Annotated in this window: 13 protein-coding genes and 1 pseudogene; 5 read left to right on the top strand and 9 right to left on the bottom strand. The window is 74.0% G+C overall.

From position 1 onward, the window contains the following. Window positions 1-47 precede the first annotated feature (47 nt). The gene (locus AQJ46_RS21080; protein WP_059207079.1) at window positions 48-1,049 is read left to right on the top strand and encodes an NAD-dependent epimerase/dehydratase family protein; all 1,002 of its coding nucleotides are present in this window, start codon (window positions 48-50) and stop codon (window positions 1,047-1,049) included. Window positions 1,050-1,127: 78 nt separating this feature from the next. Here the strand turns inward: AQJ46_RS21080 and AQJ46_RS21085 are convergent, their stop codons facing one another. Continuing rightward, window positions 1,128-2,240: a sensor histidine kinase gene (locus tag AQJ46_RS21085; RefSeq protein WP_059207080.1), complete on the bottom strand. Its 1,113-nt coding sequence runs from the start codon at window positions 2,238-2,240 to the stop codon at window positions 1,128-1,130. A gap of 3 nt (window positions 2,241-2,243) precedes the next feature. Then, on the bottom strand, window positions 2,244-2,957 hold the full coding sequence (locus AQJ46_RS21090; protein WP_059207081.1) for a response regulator transcription factor: 714 nt from the start codon (window positions 2,955-2,957) through the stop codon (window positions 2,244-2,246). A 103-nt stretch (window positions 2,958-3,060) separates the two neighbouring features. Between AQJ46_RS21090 and AQJ46_RS21095 the strand changes: the two genes are divergently transcribed. The 3 genes and pseudogenes from AQJ46_RS21095 to AQJ46_RS59065 form a co-directional block, all read left to right on the top strand. Then, window positions 3,061-3,771 (top strand): glycosyltransferase family 2 protein, encoded by a 711-nt coding sequence (locus tag AQJ46_RS21095; RefSeq protein ID WP_079072372.1) that lies wholly within the window; start codon window positions 3,061-3,063, stop codon window positions 3,769-3,771. After that, the gene (locus tag AQJ46_RS21100; protein ID WP_059207082.1) at window positions 3,768-4,376 is read left to right on the top strand and encodes a TIGR04282 family arsenosugar biosynthesis glycosyltransferase; all 609 of its coding nucleotides are present in this window, start codon (window positions 3,768-3,770) and stop codon (window positions 4,374-4,376) included. The genes AQJ46_RS21095 and AQJ46_RS21100 overlap by 4 nt, the downstream gene beginning before the upstream one ends. Before the next feature lie 377 nt (window positions 4,377-4,753). Next, window positions 4,754-5,536: pseudogene (locus tag AQJ46_RS59065) on the top strand (class I SAM-dependent methyltransferase); the annotation flags it as partial. Here the strand turns inward: AQJ46_RS59065 and AQJ46_RS56550 are convergent. Together AQJ46_RS56550 and AQJ46_RS21110 are read right to left on the bottom strand one after the other, a co-directional pair. After that, window positions 5,437-5,874 carry a hypothetical protein gene (locus AQJ46_RS56550; protein WP_225887373.1) on the bottom strand — a complete coding sequence of 146 codons (438 nt, stop codon included), beginning with the start codon at window positions 5,872-5,874 and terminating at the stop codon, window positions 5,437-5,439. The pseudogene AQJ46_RS59065 and the gene AQJ46_RS56550 sit on opposite strands and share 100 nt — an antisense overlap. After that, window positions 5,874-7,097 (bottom strand): molybdopterin-dependent oxidoreductase, encoded by a 1,224-nt coding sequence (locus AQJ46_RS21110; RefSeq protein WP_059207306.1) that lies wholly within the window; start codon window positions 7,095-7,097, stop codon window positions 5,874-5,876. The genes AQJ46_RS56550 and AQJ46_RS21110 overlap by 1 nt, the downstream gene beginning before the upstream one ends. Window positions 7,098-7,211: 114 nt before the next feature. On the opposite strand from AQJ46_RS21110, the gene AQJ46_RS21115 reads away from it, so the two are divergent. Then, on the top strand, window positions 7,212-8,534 hold the full coding sequence (locus AQJ46_RS21115; RefSeq protein WP_107117304.1) for a hypothetical protein: 1,323 nt from the start codon (window positions 7,212-7,214) through the stop codon (window positions 8,532-8,534). Here the strand turns inward: AQJ46_RS21115 and AQJ46_RS21120 are convergent. From AQJ46_RS21120 to AQJ46_RS21140, 5 genes are all read right to left on the bottom strand, one after another. Continuing rightward, window positions 8,521-11,418, bottom strand: coding sequence for a SpoIIE family protein phosphatase (locus tag AQJ46_RS21120; protein WP_455770091.1), 2,898 nt, complete (start codon window positions 11,416-11,418; stop codon window positions 8,521-8,523). The two genes, AQJ46_RS21115 and AQJ46_RS21120, sit on opposite strands and share 14 nt — an antisense overlap. A gap of 149 nt (window positions 11,419-11,567) precedes the next feature. Continuing rightward, window positions 11,568-12,704, bottom strand: a complete 1,137-nt coding sequence (locus AQJ46_RS21125; RefSeq protein WP_059207084.1) for a C40 family peptidase — start codon at window positions 12,702-12,704, stop codon at window positions 11,568-11,570. 108 nt (window positions 12,705-12,812) lie between these two features. After that, window positions 12,813-13,364 carry an RNA polymerase sigma factor gene (locus AQJ46_RS21130; RefSeq protein WP_057611134.1) on the bottom strand — a complete coding sequence of 184 codons (552 nt, stop codon included), beginning with the start codon at window positions 13,362-13,364 and terminating at the stop codon, window positions 12,813-12,815. A 48-nt stretch (window positions 13,365-13,412) separates the two neighbouring features. Then, entirely contained in the window at window positions 13,413-14,078 is a 666-nt protein-coding gene (locus AQJ46_RS21135) for a M15 family metallopeptidase (RefSeq protein ID WP_059207085.1), read from the bottom strand. 94 nt (window positions 14,079-14,172) lie between these two features. Beyond that, window positions 14,173-17,370 carry an AfsR/SARP family transcriptional regulator gene (locus tag AQJ46_RS21140; RefSeq protein ID WP_059207086.1) on the bottom strand — a complete coding sequence of 1,066 codons (3,198 nt, stop codon included), beginning with the start codon at window positions 17,368-17,370 and terminating at the stop codon, window positions 14,173-14,175. Window positions 17,371-17,639: the final 269 nt, after the last annotated feature.

The following is a 17,639-nucleotide window of genomic DNA, read 5'->3' on the forward strand; positions in this document are numbered from 1 at the left end:
GGGCGCGGTCCGGCCGTCCGGGCAGCTCACGGCCCTAGCGTGAGGGCATGCGCGTACTGGTCACCGGCGGTGCCGGTTTCATCGGGTCCCAGATCGTCGAAGCGCTCCTGGCACACGGTCACGAGCCCGTCCTGTACGACGTGCGGGCCGACCCGGCGTCCGACGTACGGGACCCCGACGCCGTCCGCCGCTCCCTGACCGGGGTGGACGCGGTGTGCCATCAGGCGGCGATGGTCGGCCTGGGCGTGGACTTCGCCGACGCCCCGGAGTACGTCTCCCACAACGACCTCGGCACGGCGGTGCTGCTCGCCGCGATGGCCGGGGCGGGGGTACGGCGGCTCGTGCTGGCCGGGTCGATGGTCGTGTACGGCGAGGGCCGCTACACCTGCGCCCGGCACGGGACCGTACGGCCGGGCCCGCGAGCCGTCGCCGACCTGGACGCGGGGCGCTTCGAGCCGCCGTGCCCGGTGTGCGGCGCGGACCTCTCCCCCGGCCTGGTCGGCGAGGACGCCCCGGTCGATCCCCGGAACGTGTACGCGACGACCAAGCTCACCCAGGAGCACCTGGCGGCGTCCTGGGCACGGGCCACGGGCGGGTCGGCGGTGGCACTGCGCTACCACAACGTCTACGGACCGGGCATGCCCCGCGACACCCCGTACGCCGGTGTCGCCTCCTTCTTCCGCTCCGCGCTCGCCCGCGGCGAGGCCCCGCGCGTCTTCGAGGACGGCGGCCAGCGCCGGGACTTCGTGCACGTACGGGACGTGGCCGCGGCCAACGTGGCGGCGCTGGAGGCGAGTTCGAGGGACGGCGCGCTCACCTCGTACAACTCCGGAAGCGGCGAGCCGCACACGGTGGGCGAGATGGCCCGCGCGCTGGCCGCGGCCCACGGCGGGCCCGAGCCGGTGGTCACCGGGGAGTACCGCCTCGGGGACGTACGGCACATCACGGCGGACTCGGCGCGGCTGCGGGCGGAGCTGGGGTGGAAGGCGGAGGTCGGATTCGCCGAGGGAATACTGGAGTTCGCGGGCGCGGGCATGCGGGGCGCCTAGCCCGCGGTGGACCGGTGGTGCCGCCCGCGAAGGAAAGCGGCCGCGGGCGGCACCACCTCTTTTCAAGAGGCGGCCTTTTCAAGAGGCGGCCGACGGCAGCACCACCTCAAAGCGACAGCCGCCCGGCACATTGCGTACCGTGGCCCAGCCCGCGTGGGCCTCCACGATGCCCCGGACGATCGCAAGGCCAAGTCCCGCCCCGGCGGGCGGTGTCCGGGCGTGCGTGCCGCGCCAGCCGGTGTCGAAGACGCGGGGCAGGTCCTCCTCGGGGATGCCGCCGCAGCCGTCCGTGACGGACAGGACGACCCCTTCGGCGCGGTGTTCGGCGGCCACCGCGACCGTCCCGTCGGCGGGCGTGCGGCGGATGGCGTTGACGAGGAGGTTGCCCAGCACGCGGCTCATCTCCTTGCCGTCCACCTCGACCGGCACGGCCGCCACCCGGTCGCCGACCAGCCGTACTCCGTGTTCGCGGGCCAGGGGGTCGGCACCCGCGAGGGCGTCCGAGACGAGGTCGTACAGGGAGATCCGGCTCGGGGTCAGGGCCAGCGTGCCCGCGTGGATGCGGGAGAGTTCGAAGAGGTCGCCGACCATGCCGTTGAGGCGTTCGACCTCGGTGCGGATCTGCCTCAGGTAGCGGGCGGGGTCGGCGGCGACACCGTCCTCCAGGGCCTCGGACATCGCGCGCAGGCCGGCCAGTGGGGTGCGCAGGTCGTGGGAGATCCAGGCGACGAGTTCACGCCGGGAGGACTCCAGGGCACGTTCCCGTTCCCGGGACTCGGCGAGCTTGGCGCTGGTGGCCTCCAACTCCCGGCCGAGTTCGGTGAGTTCGGCGGTCGTGGGTCCGCCGGGTGAGGTGAAGTCACCGCCGTCGCCGAAGGAGCGGGCGGCGAGCGCAAGGGCCCGGCTGCGGGCGGCGACCCAGCGGCCGAGCAGCAGGGCGGTGGCCAGGGAGACCACGGCGGCCATCAGGACGACGGTCGTGACCACGCTCAGGTCGTGCCCGGACAGGAACATGGCCTGGGCGACCGCGAGGGTACCGGCCAGCATCGCGGTGATGCCGACGGCGGCTACCACGGTGAGGTGCAGGGAGAGCGAGCGCCGCCGGATCAGCAGCAGCACGCACGCGCCGAGGACTCCGGCCGTGACGGCGCCGAGGAAGGCGTAGAGAGCGATGAGGAGCATGTCGCGCACGGGTCACACCTCCGCCGGTGAGCCGTCGAAGCGGTAGCCGACGCCCCAGACGGTCTGGATCAGGCGGGGCCTGGCCGGGTCGTCCTCGACCTTGCCCCTGAGCCGGCGCACATGGACGGTGACGGTCGACAGGTCGCCGAAGTCCCAGCCCCACACCTCGCGCATCAGGTCCTCGCGGCTGAAGACCCGGCCGGGGTGCCGCAGGAAGAAGGCGAGGAGGTCGAACTCCCGGATGGTGAGGGCGAGTTCAGTGCCGTCCTTGAGGGCGCGGCGGGCCGCCGGGTCCATCGAGAGTCCGGCGGCGCCCAGGTGGCCGGACGGCTGGGAGGGCCGGGAGCGGCGCAGCACGGACTCGACGCGCAGGACCAGTTCGCGGGGGCTGAACGGCTTGGTGACGTAGTCGTCGGCACCGACCTCCAGGCCCAGGATCCGGTCGTCCTCGTCGCCGCGCGCGGTGAGCATGATGACCGGGACGGGTCCGCGGCCCCGCATCCGGCGGCACACCTCCAGGCCGTCCATGCCGGGCAGCATCAGGTCGAGGACCACGAGGTCCGGACGGTTGGCGGCGGCGCGGGCGAGTGCGTCGGGGCCGTCGGCGGCCCGGTCCACGAGGTATCCGGCCCGGTCCAGGTAGCCGGCGACCACTTCGGCGACGGTGGGGTCGTCGTCGACGACGAGGACCCGGGGCCGGGTCGGTGCGTACTGCTGCTGCTCCATGCCGCAAGCCTCGCACCGCCCGTGCGCAAGTGGCGCCGACGGCGGCCGACGTCCTTGTTCCGTAAGGGGCCGAAGCCGGGTTCGTCCGTTTTGCGCTCGTAGGGTGAACGTCGTGACGACCCCTTCCGCAAACGAACCGGCGGCGTCCGTGGACGTCGTGCTGCCCTGTCTCGACGAGGCCCGGGCCCTGCCGTGGGTGCTGGAACGCATCCCGCCCGGCTGGCGCGCGCTCGTCGTCGACAACGGCTCCACGGACGGCTCGGCCCGCATCGCCCAGGACCTCGGTGCGACCGTCGTCCGCGAGGAGCGGCGCGGTTTCGGCGCCGCCTGCCATGCGGGGCTGACCGCGGCCACGGCCGACATCGTGTGCTTCTGCGACTGCGACGCCTCCCTCGACCCTTCGGATCTGGTGCCGTTCGTGGACGAGGTGCTGGCCGCAGACGCGGACCTCGTGCTCGGCCGACGCCGTCCGCAGACCCGTGGTGCCTGGCCGCCGCACGCCCGGGCGGGCAACCTCGCGCTCGCCCGGCTGCTGCGCCGCCGCACCGGTCTGCGCCTGCACGACCTGGGCCCGCTGCGCGCCGCCCGGCGTGAGCCACTGCTCGCCCTCGGCCTGACGGACCGGCGCAGCGGCTACCCCCTGCAGATGGTGGTGCGGGCGGCCGACGCGGGCTGGCGGATCGCCGAGCACGACGTCCCGTACCGGCCGCGCACCGGCGCCTCCAAGGTGACGGGCACCTGGCGGGGCACGTGGCAAGCGGTGCGGGACATGAGCCAGGTCCTCTCCGAGCCGGAGCCGGGGGTGCGGGCGTGACCACGCTGCTCGTCATCGCCAAGGAGCCGCGGCCGGGGCGGGTCAAGACCCGGCTCACCCCGCCGTTCACCCCCGCGGAGGCGGCCGCGCTGGCCGAGGCGTCCCTCGCGGACACCCTCGACGTCGTGGCCCGCACCCCGGCCCGCCGCCGGGTCCTGGTCCTGGAGGGCGCGCCGGGCCCCTGGCTGCCGCCGGGTTTCGATGTCGTACGGCAGTGCGCGGGCGGCCTCGACGAACGGCTGGCCGCGGCCTTCGCGGGCTGCGACGGCCCGGCCCTCCTCATCGGCATGGACACGCCCCAGGTGACCCCGGAACTGCTCACCGTGGACTTCGCCGACTGCGAGGCCTACTTCGGGCCGGCCGAGGACGGCGGCTTCTGGGCTCTGGGTCTGGCGCAACCGGATCCGTCCCGGCTGCGCGGGGTGCCGATGTCGACACCCCGGACCGGAGCCGCCCAGCGGGCCCGGCTGAGCGGCCTGCGGGTACGGCAGCTGCCGCCGCTGCGGGACGTGGACACGGCGTACGACGCGGCGCTGGTGGCGAAGGCGGCACCAGGCGGACGGTTCGCGGCGGAGCTGGAACGACTTGCGGGGGCGGAGCGATGAGGGGGCCGGGGGTCGACGTCGCGGCGCGGATCACGGAGGCGGGGCCCCAGCGGGCGGACGGCGAGAGCGGAGCCGCCCCCGAGTCGCGCGGCGAGGCCGACAGCCCACGGCGGGTCGGCATCGGCCGGCAGCGAGACGCCGACCGAGCACCACAAGAACCGAACCCGACCGCCACACCCGACACTCGGGCCCACGGCACGGGCACGCAAGCCCAAGCGGACGGCACCGAGCAGCGGCGAAAGCCGGTCACGGCCGCCGCGACCCACACACGGCCCGAAGCCCGACCGCCCGGCCCCGGCACCGGCACCGGCACCGGCACCGGCACCCAAGCCGACAGTCCACGGCCGGCGACGAACGGCGCCGGGCAGGGGCGAAAGCCGGTTACGGCCGCCGCGGCCGGCACCCGGCTCGGAGCCCGGCCACCCGGCACCGGCGACCCGCGACCGCAGGCCACGCACGCCCCCTCCCGCGACGGCACCTGGTCCGCCGACCCCTATGCGCAGGCCCTCCGCACCGGTCAGGGCCCCCTGTTCCTGCGCCGCTCCGACGGATGGCTGCTCCTGCTCGAGCTGGAGCGGTGGTGCGCGGCCGCGGATGCCGCGGACCTGGAGGTGTTGCGGCGCTGCGAGGGCGCGGTGCTGGACGTCGGCTGTGGTCCGGGGCGGCTCGTCGCCGCGCTCGGTGCCCGGGGCCGGCGGGTGCTCGGCATCGACGTGAGCGAGGCGGCCGTCGCACGGACCGTCGCACTCGGCGGGCAGGCCCTGAGGCGGTCCGTCTTCGAGTCCGTGCCGGGCGAGAGCCGCTGGGGCACCGCGCTGCTGATCGACGGCAACGTCGGCATCAGTGGCGATCCCCAGGCCCTGCTCGACCGGATGGCCCAACTCCTCGCTCCTGGAGGCCTGTTGATCGCGGAGACGGTCACCGACCCGGACGTCGACGAGCGGGTCCAGGTGCGGGTCGCCGATGCCCGGGGAGCCACCGGCGACCCGTTCCCGTGGGCCCGGCTCGGCAGCCCGGCCCTGCTGCGGCACGCGGCCCGCACCGACTGGGCGCCCGTGGATCAGTGGACGGCGGGCGGTCGTTCCTTCGTGTCCCTGCGCCGCCGTACGACGAAGACCACCGCCGAACCACCGAACAGCACGGCCGTCACCAGCAGCCAGCGGGCCGGGAAGCCGTCCGGGGACAGGCCGGTCGCGGAGGCGTAGCGGTCCGCGACCTGCCCGCTGATCAGCGGGAACCACACGAGCAGGAGCAGGAGGGAGAGGGCGGCGGGGACCCGGACGTACATCACGTGCCGCCCCGCCGTCTTCACGAGAGCCCGGTCGGCCGCCGCGTACAGCGGCAGCAGCACCACGTCGTGCACCACGGCCGCCCCCACGAACCACAGCGCGACCCCGAACCAGTCCCCCGCGAGCAGCCGCACCCCCGCGTACCCCGCGAGGGCGAACGAGCAGACGAGCAGGAGGAGTTGGAGAGGGTTGCCGAGAGGGATCCGCATCACAGGTCTCCGAACGTCAGCCTGGCCACCCACTTGGTGTTGAGCACACCGGGCGCTGCGGGCACGATGATCCGGGCCGGGTGGCCGTGGTCGGGGGTCAGGTCCTCGCCGTTGACGGACAGGGCCAGCAGGGACCGCGGATCGGCGACCTGGTTGGCGCGCAGGGCGGCCCGCCGGAAGGCACCGTGCCGTTGCAGCGACTCCACGAAGACGTCCGGCGGATCGTCGTACCCGACGAGCGCCGCGAGGTCCCGCAACCGCACCCCGCGCCACCACTGGTCGGAGGTGGACCAGCCCTCCACACAGGCGATGGGCAACGCCGAGCTGTGCAAGGGAAGTTGGAGGAGTTCCGCGCGGCCGAGACGGACGGTGCGCCCCGCACGCCCCACGACGACGAGCCGCCAGGCCTCCTCGCTCGTCTCACCCGGATCGATCCCCGCGTACGCGGCGGTCTTGTTGATCTGGAACCCTCCCGGCCCGGAGCCGGGTTCGGCGCCTCCGTGCGGGGCGAGCAGGGCGGTTCTGCGGAGCACGCCGTCGAAGTTCTGCCCGGCCGTGGTGACGAACAGCAGCAGCGAGCCGCTCCCGACGAACCAGAGGGCACCGCGCCGGGACACGGTCGGCGGGGCGGGGTTCGGCGACACCAACTCGGTCTTCTCCTCACGGAGTCCGCGCAGATTCCGCCGGGCGAGCGGCATCTTCAGGACGGCATGGGCGACGAACGCGCTGAAGAACACCCATGCCCCGTAGAAGTGCAGGGGATAGAAGGAGCCCGGGAAGACGTAGTCCAACTGGACGTTGAGGACGCCGGTCACGAACTCGAACAGGGCACCGCCGACCAGCAGCAGGAGCGACATCCGTTCCAGGGCGTGCGCGAGCGACCGCGCGGGCGGCAGCGTGAACAGCTTCGGAACGACCGACCACAGCTTGGCCAGCAGGACGGGGATCAGGGTGATGCCGAGGGTGACGTGGACGCCCTGGTTCAGCCGGTACAGCCAGTGCGGGTCGGTCGGCCAGGAGAAGAGGTAGAAGCCGAGGACGCCCTTGTCCGGGGTCTTGTCGTTCACCGGCGAGAGGTCCGGGTTGTAGGCGGCGTACGACAGCAGCCCCGTCACGAACAGCACAGTGATACCGCCGAGGAGCACGACCCCGAGGACCGAGGTGAGCCAGGGGCCGCGCAGCGGACTGCGCCAGAAGGAGGGTGCGAAGGGAGACCGTGGCATGCCCCGACGGTAGGCCCGCGCCACCGTGGAAACGGGTCCGCGAACCATGACGAAACTCTGACGTCCTCGCATGTCAGCCGTCCGGGGGAGGTCCTGCGGCCTAGCGTCGTCCGCGTGAACCGGGACCTCCTTCGTGACCTGTGCGCGGCCGTGTGCGCCGCGCTCCTCGTGCTGACCGCCGTACTGGTCGGCACGGCGATCCAGCACCGGGACGGCTCGCTCCGCGTCGGCTGGCCGCCCCTGCTGGCGAGTTGGGACCCGCACGTCGGCCCCGGCACGCCGGCCGCGGTCGTCGTCGCGGCCGCCGTGGTGGCGTACGGCCCCTCGCTGGCGGCCCGCCTCCCGTGGCGCCCGCTGCTGTTCGCCGTCTGGGGCACGGGGATGGCCTGGACGTGGTCGCTGGCCCTCGTGGACGGCTGGCACCGGGGCGTCGCCGAGCAGCTGACCACCAGGAACGAGTACCTCCCGGCCGTCGGTCGCTTCCACGACATCCCGGCGGCCCTGCGGGACTTCACCGGGCACATCCTGATCGACTCGCCGGACAACTGGGGCGCCCATGTCGCGGGGCATCCGCCGGGCGCCACCCTCACCTTCGTCCTGCTCGACCGGATCGGGCTGGGCGGCGGGGGCTGGGCGGGAACCTGGTGCATCACGGTCGGCACGACCGCGGCGGTCGCGGTCCTGGTCGCCGTACGGACCCTCGGCGACGAGTCGCTCGCCCGCCGCGCCGCGCCCTTCCTGGTCCTGGCCCCGGCCGCGGTCTGGGTGGGCACGTCGGCCGACGGGTACTTCGCGGCGGTGGCCGCGTGGGCGATGGCGCTACTGGCCCTTGCGGTGCGGGGAGTCCGACCGGGGCTGAACGGCTTCTGCTCGGGGTTGCTGTTCGGGCTGACCGTCTATCTGTCGTACGGCCTGACGCTGATGGTCGTCGTCGAGGGGGCGGTGGCGTGGGCGGGGTCCTCCCGCCGGCCCCTGTGGTTCGCCCTGGCCGGCTTCGTGGTCGTGCCGGTCGTCTTCACCGCGCTGGGGTTCGAGTGGTGGGAGGGGTATCGGATTCTCATGACCCGCTACCACCAGGGGGCGGGCGGGGTGCGGCCGTACGGGTACTGGGTGTGGGCGAATCTGGCGTGCACGGTGCTGATCGTGGGGCCGGCGACGGTGGCGGGGGTGCGGCGGGTCGTCGTTCGGCTGCGGCCGGGTGGGGGCTGGTCGCGCAGTTCCCCGCGCCCCTTGGCGGTGTTGGTGCTCGCCGCCGTGCTGGCCCTGCTCATCGCCGATCTCTCCGGGATGAGCAAGGCGGAGACGGAACGTATCTGGTTGCCGTTCGCCGCATGGCTGTTGCCCGCGTGTGCGTTTCTGACGGGGGTGCGGGGCTGGCTGGTCGGGCAGGCCGTACTCGCACTGCTCCTGAACCATCTGCTGCTCACGGGGTGGTGAGCCCTCGCGGCAGCGGCACTTCGGTCCAGATGACCTTTCCGTCGGGGGTGTAGCGGGTCCCCCAGCGCTCGGTGAGCTGGGCGACGAGGAAGAGGCCGCGGCCGCCCTCGTCCTCGGTGCGGGCGCGCCGCAGCCGGGGCGAGGTGCCGCTGCCGTCGGACACCTCGCAGATCAGGGCGCGGTCGCGGAGCAGCCGTAGCTGGACCGGGCCCGTGGCATGGCGGATGGCGTTGGTGACCAGTTCGCTGGCGACGAGTTCGACGGTGAACGACAGCTCGTCCAGACCCCAGGCGGCGAGCTGTTCGGTGACCGCGGCGCGGGAGCGGGAGACGACCGCCGGGTCGCTCGGCAGCTCCCACTGGGCGACCCGCTCGGGGCCGAGTGCGCGGGTGCGGGCGACGAGGAGGGCCACGTCGTCGCTGGGGCGGGCCGGGAGCAGCGCGTCCAGCACGGCCTCGCAGGTCTCCTCCGGTGACCGGTCGGCACGGGCCAGGACGGTACGCAGCCGCTCCAGGCCGGCGTCGATGTCCTGGTGCCGGTCCTCGATCAACCCGTCGGTGTAGAGCACCAGTTGGCTGCCCTCGGCGAGTTCCAGCTCCACCGTCTCGAAGGGCATGCCGCCGAGCCCGAGGGGCTGTCCCGAGGGCAGGTCGACGAACTCGACGGTGCCGTCGGGGCCGACGACCGCGGGCAGGGGGTGTCCGGCGCGGGTGAGGGCGCAGCGCCGGGACACCGGGTCGTAGACGGCGTACAGGCAGGTGGCCCCGACGATGCCGGAGTCCGCCTGGCTGCTGTCCACCGCCCAGCCCTCGCCGCGGTCCAGGCGTCCCACCAGGTCGTCGAGGTGGGTGAGGAGTTCGTCGGGCGGCAGGTCCAGGGAGCAGAAGTTGTGCACGGCGGTGCGCAGCCGGCCCATGGTGGCGGCCGCGTGCAGTCCGTGGCCGACGACGTCACCGACGACCAGCGCCACCCGCGCCCCGGACAGCGGGATGACGTCGAACCAGTCACCGCCGACACCGGCCTGCGCGGGCAGGTAGCGGTAGGCGACCTCGACGGCGCTCTGCTCGGGGCGGCCCTTCGGCAGCAGGCTCCGCTGGAGGGCGAGTGCGGTGTTGTGCTCGCGGGTGTAGCGGCGTGCGTTGTCGATGCAGATCGCCGCGCGTCCGGCCAGCTCCTGGGCGAGGGACAGGTCGTCCTCCTCGAAGGGGGCGGGGTGCTCCGAGCGGTAGAAGCTGACCACGCCGAGGGTCGTGCCGCGCGCCCGCAAGGGCACGGTGATCAGGGAGTGGATGCCGGCGGTGAGCACCCGGGCGAGCCGCGCCGGGTCCTGGGCGAGCCAGCCGCCCGCCTCCGCGAGCACCGGTTCGAGCACCGCCCGCCCGGTCTCCAGGCTGCGGGACTGCGGGGTGGAGGGCACGTAGCCGACCTGGTCGCCGACGCCGTACAGGTCGGGTTCCTCGCGCACGCTGCCCACGGCGACCCGCCGCAGCCGGGTGGCCGCGCCGAGCGGTCCCGGCTCCTCGCCGTGCAGCACCGGGTCCGGGAGGTCCACGGACGCGAAGTCGGCGAACCGCGGTACGGCCACCTCCGCGAGCTCCTCAGCGGTCCGTGCGACGTCCAGCGTGGTGCCGACCCTGATCCCGGCCTCGTGCAGCAACTCCAGGCGCCTGCGCGCGAGTACGGCGAGCCGGCCCACACCGGGGTCGCCGAGGAGGAGCAGACGGTCGTCGGTCACGGGCTCGGGGGCGGAGGGCTGCGGGGACGGGAGGAGAAGCGCGGGGAAGGGCGGTGACGTGGGCGAACCGGGCAGGCCGGTGGCCGTCGCCCGCTTCTTCGGCCTGGTGATCTTGGAGATCGGCACCGCGACGGCGGCCTCCGTCGCGAATTGCGGAACCGGCACCACCCCGGCCACGGTGGCCGGCCCGTCGACGGTCCCCGGCCCCGCGAGCCCGACCGGCCCCACACCCGCCCCGCCGAGGATCCGCGCCTCGACCACGGCTCCCGTCTCCCCCGCCGCTCCCCGCACCTGGCGGCGCAGCAACAGGGCGCTGCGGCCGCCCGACAGCATCACCTCGTCGAGGGTCCGGTGCGGCGCGGCGATGAGCTCCTCGGCCTTCTCCCGCAGGACGGCCAGATCGATCCGGCCGAGGCGAGCACCCGCCCCCTCGCCGTACCGCCCCGGCCGCGTGCCCGCGGGCTGCGGCGGCCACCCGTCGGCGTCCCGCCCGGCGCGCCGGTATGCGGCGAGCAGCGCCCGCTCCCGCTGGGTGGCCTGTTCCAGCAGCCGCGCCTCGATGTCACGGGCGGCCTCGCGGACCAGCCGCAGCATCAGAGGGTCGCTGTCGTCCCGCAGACAGGTGAGATCGAGTACGGCCTCGATGTGCCCGCTGAGCGGGTTGCGCACCGGCGTGCCCGCACAGGCGAAGGGCTGCAGGCAGTCGGCGAAGTGCTCACGTCCCACGACGTAGACGGGTCCACGCTCGGCCAGCGCGGTGCCCACACCGTTGGTGCCGACGACCTGCTCGGAGGCGTCGAAGCCCGGGGCGAACCGCACCTCGTCCAGTCGCCCCCGCAACAGCCGGTCGCCGCCGAGCCGCTGCACCATCCGGCCCTGGCCGTCGCAGAGCGCGACGGTCATGCCGACGTCGGACAGCGAGCTGCTGAGCCGTTGCAGCACCGGCTCGGCGGCCCGCAGCAAGGCGTCGTCCAGGGCCAGACCGGGGGCGTACGGCACCAGCAGCCGATCCGGCTCGAGACCGACGGACCTGCACCGCTTCCAGGAGTCGAGCACCGCGCCCCGGACGTCAGCGTCCACCCGGGCACCGGTCAGGAACCGTTCGTGGGCGTCGACGAGCCCACCGATGTCGTCCCAGGTGACGGACAACGGAATCACTTCCCTGACCCGGAGGCGGCCCGGTCGCTCGCCGCCACTCGGCTCGCCCCCCGGCGCCCTCCGAGCCCCTACACCGTAGACCCCTTGTGACGTGCATCACAACACCTGTCGTACGCGGACACGTGCCCCTCGATACCGGGTCAGCAGGTGGCCACGCCGTCCAGCCAGGCCGGGCCCTTGATGTAGATGTTGGTCATCCACGAGCCGTCGGTCAGCTTCGACCAGGCGTCGTTGGTGTAGCCCTCGGCCGTCACCTCCTGGGCGTGCTTCTGACAGACCACGTTGACCGTGGTCGGCTGCGCGAAGTAGTCGACCACGCCGGCGTTGACGTTCGGTTCGCTGTGCGTGCGCACCCCGGTGCCCCAGGTCTGGAAGGCCTTGCTGCCACCGGACGGGGGCGGGGTGCTGCTGCCGCCGCAGTCCGGGATGCCGGGCAGCCACGCCGGGCCCTTGATGTAGATGTTGGTCACCCACGAGCCGTCGGCGAGCTTGGCCCAGGCGTCGTTGGTGTAGCCCTCGGCGGTCACGGTCTCCGCGTGCTGCTGGCACTGGACCGACACCTGGGTCGGTCCGGGGAAGGTGTCGACGACGGCGGAGCCCACGCTCGGCGTCCGGTGCGTGCGCACGCCGGTGCCCCAGGTCTCGAAGACCGTGCCGCCGTTCGCGGGCGGCGGGGTGGGGGTGCCGGAGCCGTTGATCCGGATCGCGCCCGCGTAGTCGCCGCCGGTGCGCACGGACGTGACCCTGATGTGGGTGCCCGACTCGTACGCCTCGACCATCTGGCCGCCGCCCAGGTACATGGCGACGTGGTGGATGTGGCCGCTGCCCCAGAACATCAGGTCGCCCGGCAGCAGCGGGGCGGTGCCCTGCCCGGCGGAGAACCGGGCGGAGGCCTGCGAGCTGTGGAACTGGTCGTCGGCCGTGCCGTTGAGCAGGTCCTTGCCGGTCGCCCGGTAGTACGCGTACCGCATCAGGCCCGAGCAGTCGAAGCCCTTGCGCTCGCCGTCGTGGAGGCTGTCCGGGTCGGAGCCGTCGTAGTAGCCGTAGCTGGCGCCGGGTGTGGCGGCGTGGCCGCCGCCCCAGCTGTACCAGACGCCGATCTGCGAACAGGCCGCGTCGACGGCGGCCTGCGCGGTGGCCGAAGCGCCGGGCGCGAGGACACCGCAGGTGGCGTCCTGGGCGGCGTAGGCCGGGGCGGAGAAGAACGCGGTGAGCGCCAGCGCCGAGGCGCCCAGGAGCGCGCCGCTGGTCCGACGGCGCGTACTGATGGTCTTCAAGGGACTCTTCCTTCGTCGAGGTGGCGTCAGCGGAAGGCCGGTGACGCCGGTGGGAGACGCGGAGACGCGGGTGGCACACCCCACCCCCGTGGGGGAGTGCCACCCGGGCTAGTGGTGAAGGGCGGCACGCATCTTGGCGAGGCCGCGCAGGCGGTTGCGCTGGACCGTGCCGCGGTGGGCGCCGAGGCGCTCCCCGGCCGTGTCGTGGGTGAGTCCCTCCAGGTCCACGAGGATCACCGCGGCGGCCTCCTTCTCGGAGAGCATGCCGAGCAGCGCGAGCGCCGTCGCGGAGGCCTCGTAGGAGGCGAGTCCGCCGTCCCAGCCGGCTTCCGGCAGCTGGTCCGTGGTGCGCTCACGGCGGGAGGGGTGCTGCCAGGAGTCGCGCAGCAGGTTGAGGGCGACGGCGCAGGTGTAGGCGTACGGATGCTGCTGCCGCGTCAGGCTCTGGGAGCGGGCCCTGCGGGAGAGCCGCAGATAGGTCTCCTGGAGCAGGTCGTCGGCGTCGTGCGGATTGCCCGTCAGGGCCAGCAGCCGTCTTCGCAGACGTGGCATGTCGGCCGTGAAGGACGCGTCGAAGTCTCCCGGGGTCATCCGGTTGTCCGCGCTCATCCGGTTGTCGGCTTCGCGCGGCGGTGGCGGACAGGTCACCTGGCTGTGCATTTCTTTCCCCCTTCGTGGTGTTCTTCGTGCGCTGTCCCGCTCCGGTGGTCAGGCCGGAGGGCGGGGCGGGTCGGCGGGGCCGTAGCGGGCGGCCGGTACGCGGCGCAGCAGGGCCCAGTAGCGGTCGCCGTACGACCAGTGCCACCACTCGGTCGGGTAGTTGACGAATCCGGTCGCGGTGAGCACCCGGCGCAGCAGGGCCCGGTTCTCGCGTGCCTCGGCGGCGATGCCGGGCGCGTCGGTGCGGCAGGCGCCGGCGCTCTCCTCCGGGGTGGCGTTGACCTCCGTGCCGAGCGGCAGTTCCCGGCCCGTGTGGTCGCACAGGGTCAGGTCGACCGCGCCGCCGCTGACGTGCGGGGCGACCTCCGGCGGCGAGATGTACGCGCTCGCCAGCTCCCGGATCCGCTCGGGAGCCGCGCCCGGGTGAGCCTGCCGCATGGTCGCCGCGTACTGCTCGAAGTACCGGCGCTGGAGGTCCGGCGGCCGGTACCCCTCCACCACCAGGAACCGGATCCCCGCGGGCAGCAGCCGCTGCGCCCGCACGAGCCGCCGCAGCGCGCCGACCCGCAGATGGGCGTAGCTCCCCTCGTCGTCGGCCTGCCGGGCATCGAGCCGCAACTGGCCGTCCTCCCGCAGATCGACGAGCGGTTCCCCGCATTCGTCGTGCGTCACCGCGGCAACCCTGGGATCCGCGAGCGTGATGATGTCTGTCACGAGAAGAGCGTCGCGGGGTCCTCTGCAAATGCTCTGCAGATCGCCTGCAAGCGCCGGCCCAGGGGTTCTGCAGCGCTTCGCGCCCACTTCGCTCCTACGCCCGCTCCCGCGCCTCCCGAGCCCCCAACTCCCGGAAAATCCCCATCGCTGCGGAACGGGCCTCCGAAGCCGGCCCCGCCTCCCCGCCGGCCTCCCACGCCTCGGCCAGGTCCCAGAGGGTGCGCGCCCGCCACAGCGGCAGCCGCAACGTCTCCCAGAGCGACAGCGCCCGCTCCAGCGGCCCCCGCGCGCTCCCGGCGTCACCGGAAGCCAGACACCACTCCCCCAGCGTCCGCAGCACCAGTGCCTCGCCGAACCGGTCCTGCCGCTCCCGCGCCAGCTCCAGACACCGCCCGAGCCGTTCGCGCGACTCGTCCAGAAGACCCAGCCGCAGCTCCACCTTGGCCAGCGACTGCTCCGTGTACATCACGCCGAACGTGTCGTGGAGTCCGACGAAAACCCGCAGCACGCCCCGCAGCAACCGCTCGGCGTGCGCGTACTCCCCCTCGGCCCGGTGGCAGAGGGCCAGCGCGCGCAGGATCAGCGCCTCCCCGTGCCGGTCGTTCTCCGCGCGGTACAGCTCCAGGGCCTCGGCGAAGGCCTCACGGGCCGCGGGGCCGTCGCCCTGTTCCCGGTACACGTAACCGAGGCCGTACAGCACCCGGGCCCGGGCACCGCGGTCGTCGAGCCGCCCGTACCGCTCCAGCGCCGCGCCGAGCAGCTCCGACGCCTCGGCGTAGCGGGCCTGTTCACGCCGGGCCGTGGCCATGCCGAGCAGGGCCTGGGCCGTCCCCTGCGGTCCGTCCCCCTGCGCCTCGAACAGCCGCAGGGCGTCGCGGTAGTAGGCGTACGACTCCTCGAACTCGTCCTGTTCGTAGCGCAGTTGCCCGAGCCCTGTGAGCAGCCACGCCTCACCCTCGCCGTCGCCGCTGCGCCGCACCGCCGCCATCGCCGCGGTGTGCGAGCGGGACCAGGCGTCGAACTGGTTGTACAGCGCGACCGAGCTCGCGATCAGGGCGCCGGCGAGGTCCCGGGCGGAGCGGTCCATCCCGTGGTCGGCGCAGTACTCCACCGCCGCCAGCAGACCGGCCTGTTCGGCGGCGAACCAGGCCGCGGGGCGGCTGAGCAGATCCTCCTCGGCCTGCGGATCGAGCGGGTCGAGGGGCCGTACGGCGGCCGGCTCGGGGAAGTAGCGTGCCGTGCCGCCGGGGCCCCGCGCGGCGGCCTTCTCGGCCAGCCCGAGCCAGCACTCCACCAGGCGCCGCACGGCCGCCGCCCGCTCCTCGGCGCTCTCCTCCGACAGGCAGCGCTCGCGGGCGTGCTCCCGGGCCAGGTCGTGGATGCGGTAACGGCTGCGGCCGGTGCCGTCCACGCCGATCACGTCGATGAAGTGGCAGTCCACCAGCCGCTCGACGGCCTCCTCTGCCTCCTCCGTGCCGATGTCCAGCAGGGGGGCGGCGATCCAGGCCGCGAAGTCGGGCAGGTCGAGCAGTGCCAGCCGGCGCAGGGCGCGCCGCTCCTGCGGATCGAGGTCGGCGTAACCCAGTTCGAGGCTGGTGCGCAACTCCAGGTCACCGGCACGGAGTTCGTTGAGCCGAAGGCGTTCGTCCCGCAGGCGGGCGGCGAGCCGGCCGGGCACCCAGTGCGGCCGGGCCGCGAGCCGCGCTCCGGCGATGCGCACGGCGAGCGGCAGGCGCCCGCACAGGGCGACGATCTCGGCGGTCTGGTCCGGCTCCGCACGGACACGGTCCGCTCCGGCGACCCGTCCCAGGAGTTCGAGTGCCTCCTCCTCGTCCGGGACGGTCAGATCGAGATGGGCCGCACCCTCCAGCGCCACCAGTCGGCGCCGGCTCGTGACGAGCACCGCGGAGCCGGGGCCGGGCGGCAGCAGTGGCCGTACGTGCGCCTCGCCGGCGGCGTTGTCGAGGATCAGCAGGATGCGGCGGTGGCCGGTGTACGTGCGGTACAGCCCCGTCAGTTCCTCGACGGAGCTCGGCAGCGTCGCCGGCTCGGCGCCCATGGCCCGCAGCAGCCGGGCGAGGGCGTCGGCCGGTTGCAGGGGCGCGGTGTCGGCGGCCCGCAGGTCCACGAACAGGCGGCCGTCCGGGAAGAGTTCCGCGGTGCGATGGCCGACGTGGACGGCGAGGGCGGTCTTGCCCGTCCCGGAGCGTCCGGAGATCACCCCGATCGGCGGGGCGGTACGGACGGGGTCGTCGACCCGGCCCAGCAGCGAGACGGCCCAGTCGATCTGGTCCGGTCGGCCGACGAAGTCGGCTATGTCCGGGGGGAGATGGGACGGGGCGGGTCTCGGGGACGGCGCGTCCGGTCCGGTGTGGACCGCCGTCGCAGGGTTCGTGGTCCGCTGCCGGGTCCTCGAAGCGGTGGCCTCCTGTGCCGACGGGCCGGAGCTGGAGCCGAGCGGCGAGGGGTCGTGGGGGCGTGCGCCGGAGCCCGGCGGACCGGAGTCGTCGGGTCTGGAGCCGGTGCGAGAGCCGGTGCCGAGCAGTGAGGGGTCGTTGGTCAGCACGGCCTTGTGCAGCGCCCGCAGTTCCGGCCCGGCGTCGATGCCCAGCTCCTCGCGCAGGACCTCGCGGCCCTCCTGGTAGGTGCGCAGGGCGTCGGAGACCCGTCCGGTGCGGAACAGCGCGGTCATCAGCTGGCCGCGCGGCCGTTCCCGGAGGGGGTGGGCGGCGACGTGCGCGAGCAGGGGTGCGATCGTGCGGTCCGCGCGGCCGAGCTCCAGTTGGAGGCCGAAGGACTCCTCCTGGGCGACCAGCCGCAGTTCGCCCAGCCGGGCCGCCTCGATCCGGGCGAACGACTGGCCCAGCCCTTCCATGGCCTCCTGCCCCCGCCAGAGCCCCAGTGCCTCGGACAGCAGCTCGGCGGCCTCGTCGGCGCGGCCCCGGGCGGCCTCGGCCCGGCCCGAGGTGAGCAGTTCCTCGAAGCGGCGGGCGTCGACCTGGGAGGGGTCGAGGTCGGCGACGTATCCCGGCGGCCGGGTGCGGATCACCTCCGCCTCACCGACGCGGGCGAGCGCGCGGCGCACCGCGGAGACATGGGTGGCGACGAGGGCGCTGGCGGTGGCGGGCGCCTGCTCGTCCCAGACACAGTCCACGAGCCGTTCCGTGGAGAGCACCTCGCCCAGATGGACGACGAGTGCGGACAGCACCGCCAGGGGTCTGACCCCGCCGAGCGGGGCCCGTCGGTTCCCCTCCCACACCTCCACCGGACCGAGAAGACGTACCTGGAGCATCGTTCCCCGATCGCCGTACCGCCCGCCCCACGGATGCGTGTTCGACGATATCGACGGGCACTGACAGTTCATGGCGTGGTCACAGCCGCCCTGGCCGGATCCGACCGGCCCGCCACCCCGGGCGGGCCTCGGACGGGGCCTGGATCCCGGAACGGGCGGTGCGCCTGCCGACTTCCACGCCGAACGGTGGTTGGCCGGATTTCGGCGGTGGGCGCAGGTCCTGCTCGTCCGAGGGACGGCTGGGCGGGGCCGCTCGTATGAGGGCCCGC

It is taken from the genome of Streptomyces canus (assembly GCF_001514145.1).
In the GTDB taxonomy this organism is placed as follows: domain Bacteria; phylum Actinomycetota; class Actinomycetes; order Streptomycetales; family Streptomycetaceae; genus Streptomyces; species Streptomyces canus.

Excerpts from the sequence above, each read along its gene's own strand:
- AQJ46_RS21080 (WP_059207079.1), top strand. The coding sequence starts at position 48 with ATGCGCGTACTGGTCACCGGCGGTGCCGGTTTCATCGGGTCCCAGATC.
- AQJ46_RS21090 (WP_059207081.1), bottom strand. The coding sequence starts at position 2,957 with ATGGAGCAGCAGCAGTACGCACCGACCCGGCCCCGGGTCCTCGTCGTC.
- AQJ46_RS56550 (WP_225887373.1), bottom strand. The coding sequence starts at position 5,874 with ATGCGGATCCCTCTCGGCAACCCTCTCCAACTCCTCCTGCTCGTCTGC.
- AQJ46_RS21110 (WP_059207306.1), bottom strand. The coding sequence starts at position 7,097 with ATGCCACGGTCTCCCTTCGCACCCTCCTTCTGGCGCAGTCCGCTGCGC.
- AQJ46_RS21130 (WP_057611134.1), bottom strand. The coding sequence starts at position 13,364 with ATGCACAGCCAGGTGACCTGTCCGCCACCGCCGCGCGAAGCCGACAAC.
- AQJ46_RS21140 (WP_059207086.1), bottom strand. The coding sequence starts at position 17,370 with ATGCTCCAGGTACGTCTTCTCGGTCCGGTGGAGGTGTGGGAGGGGAAC.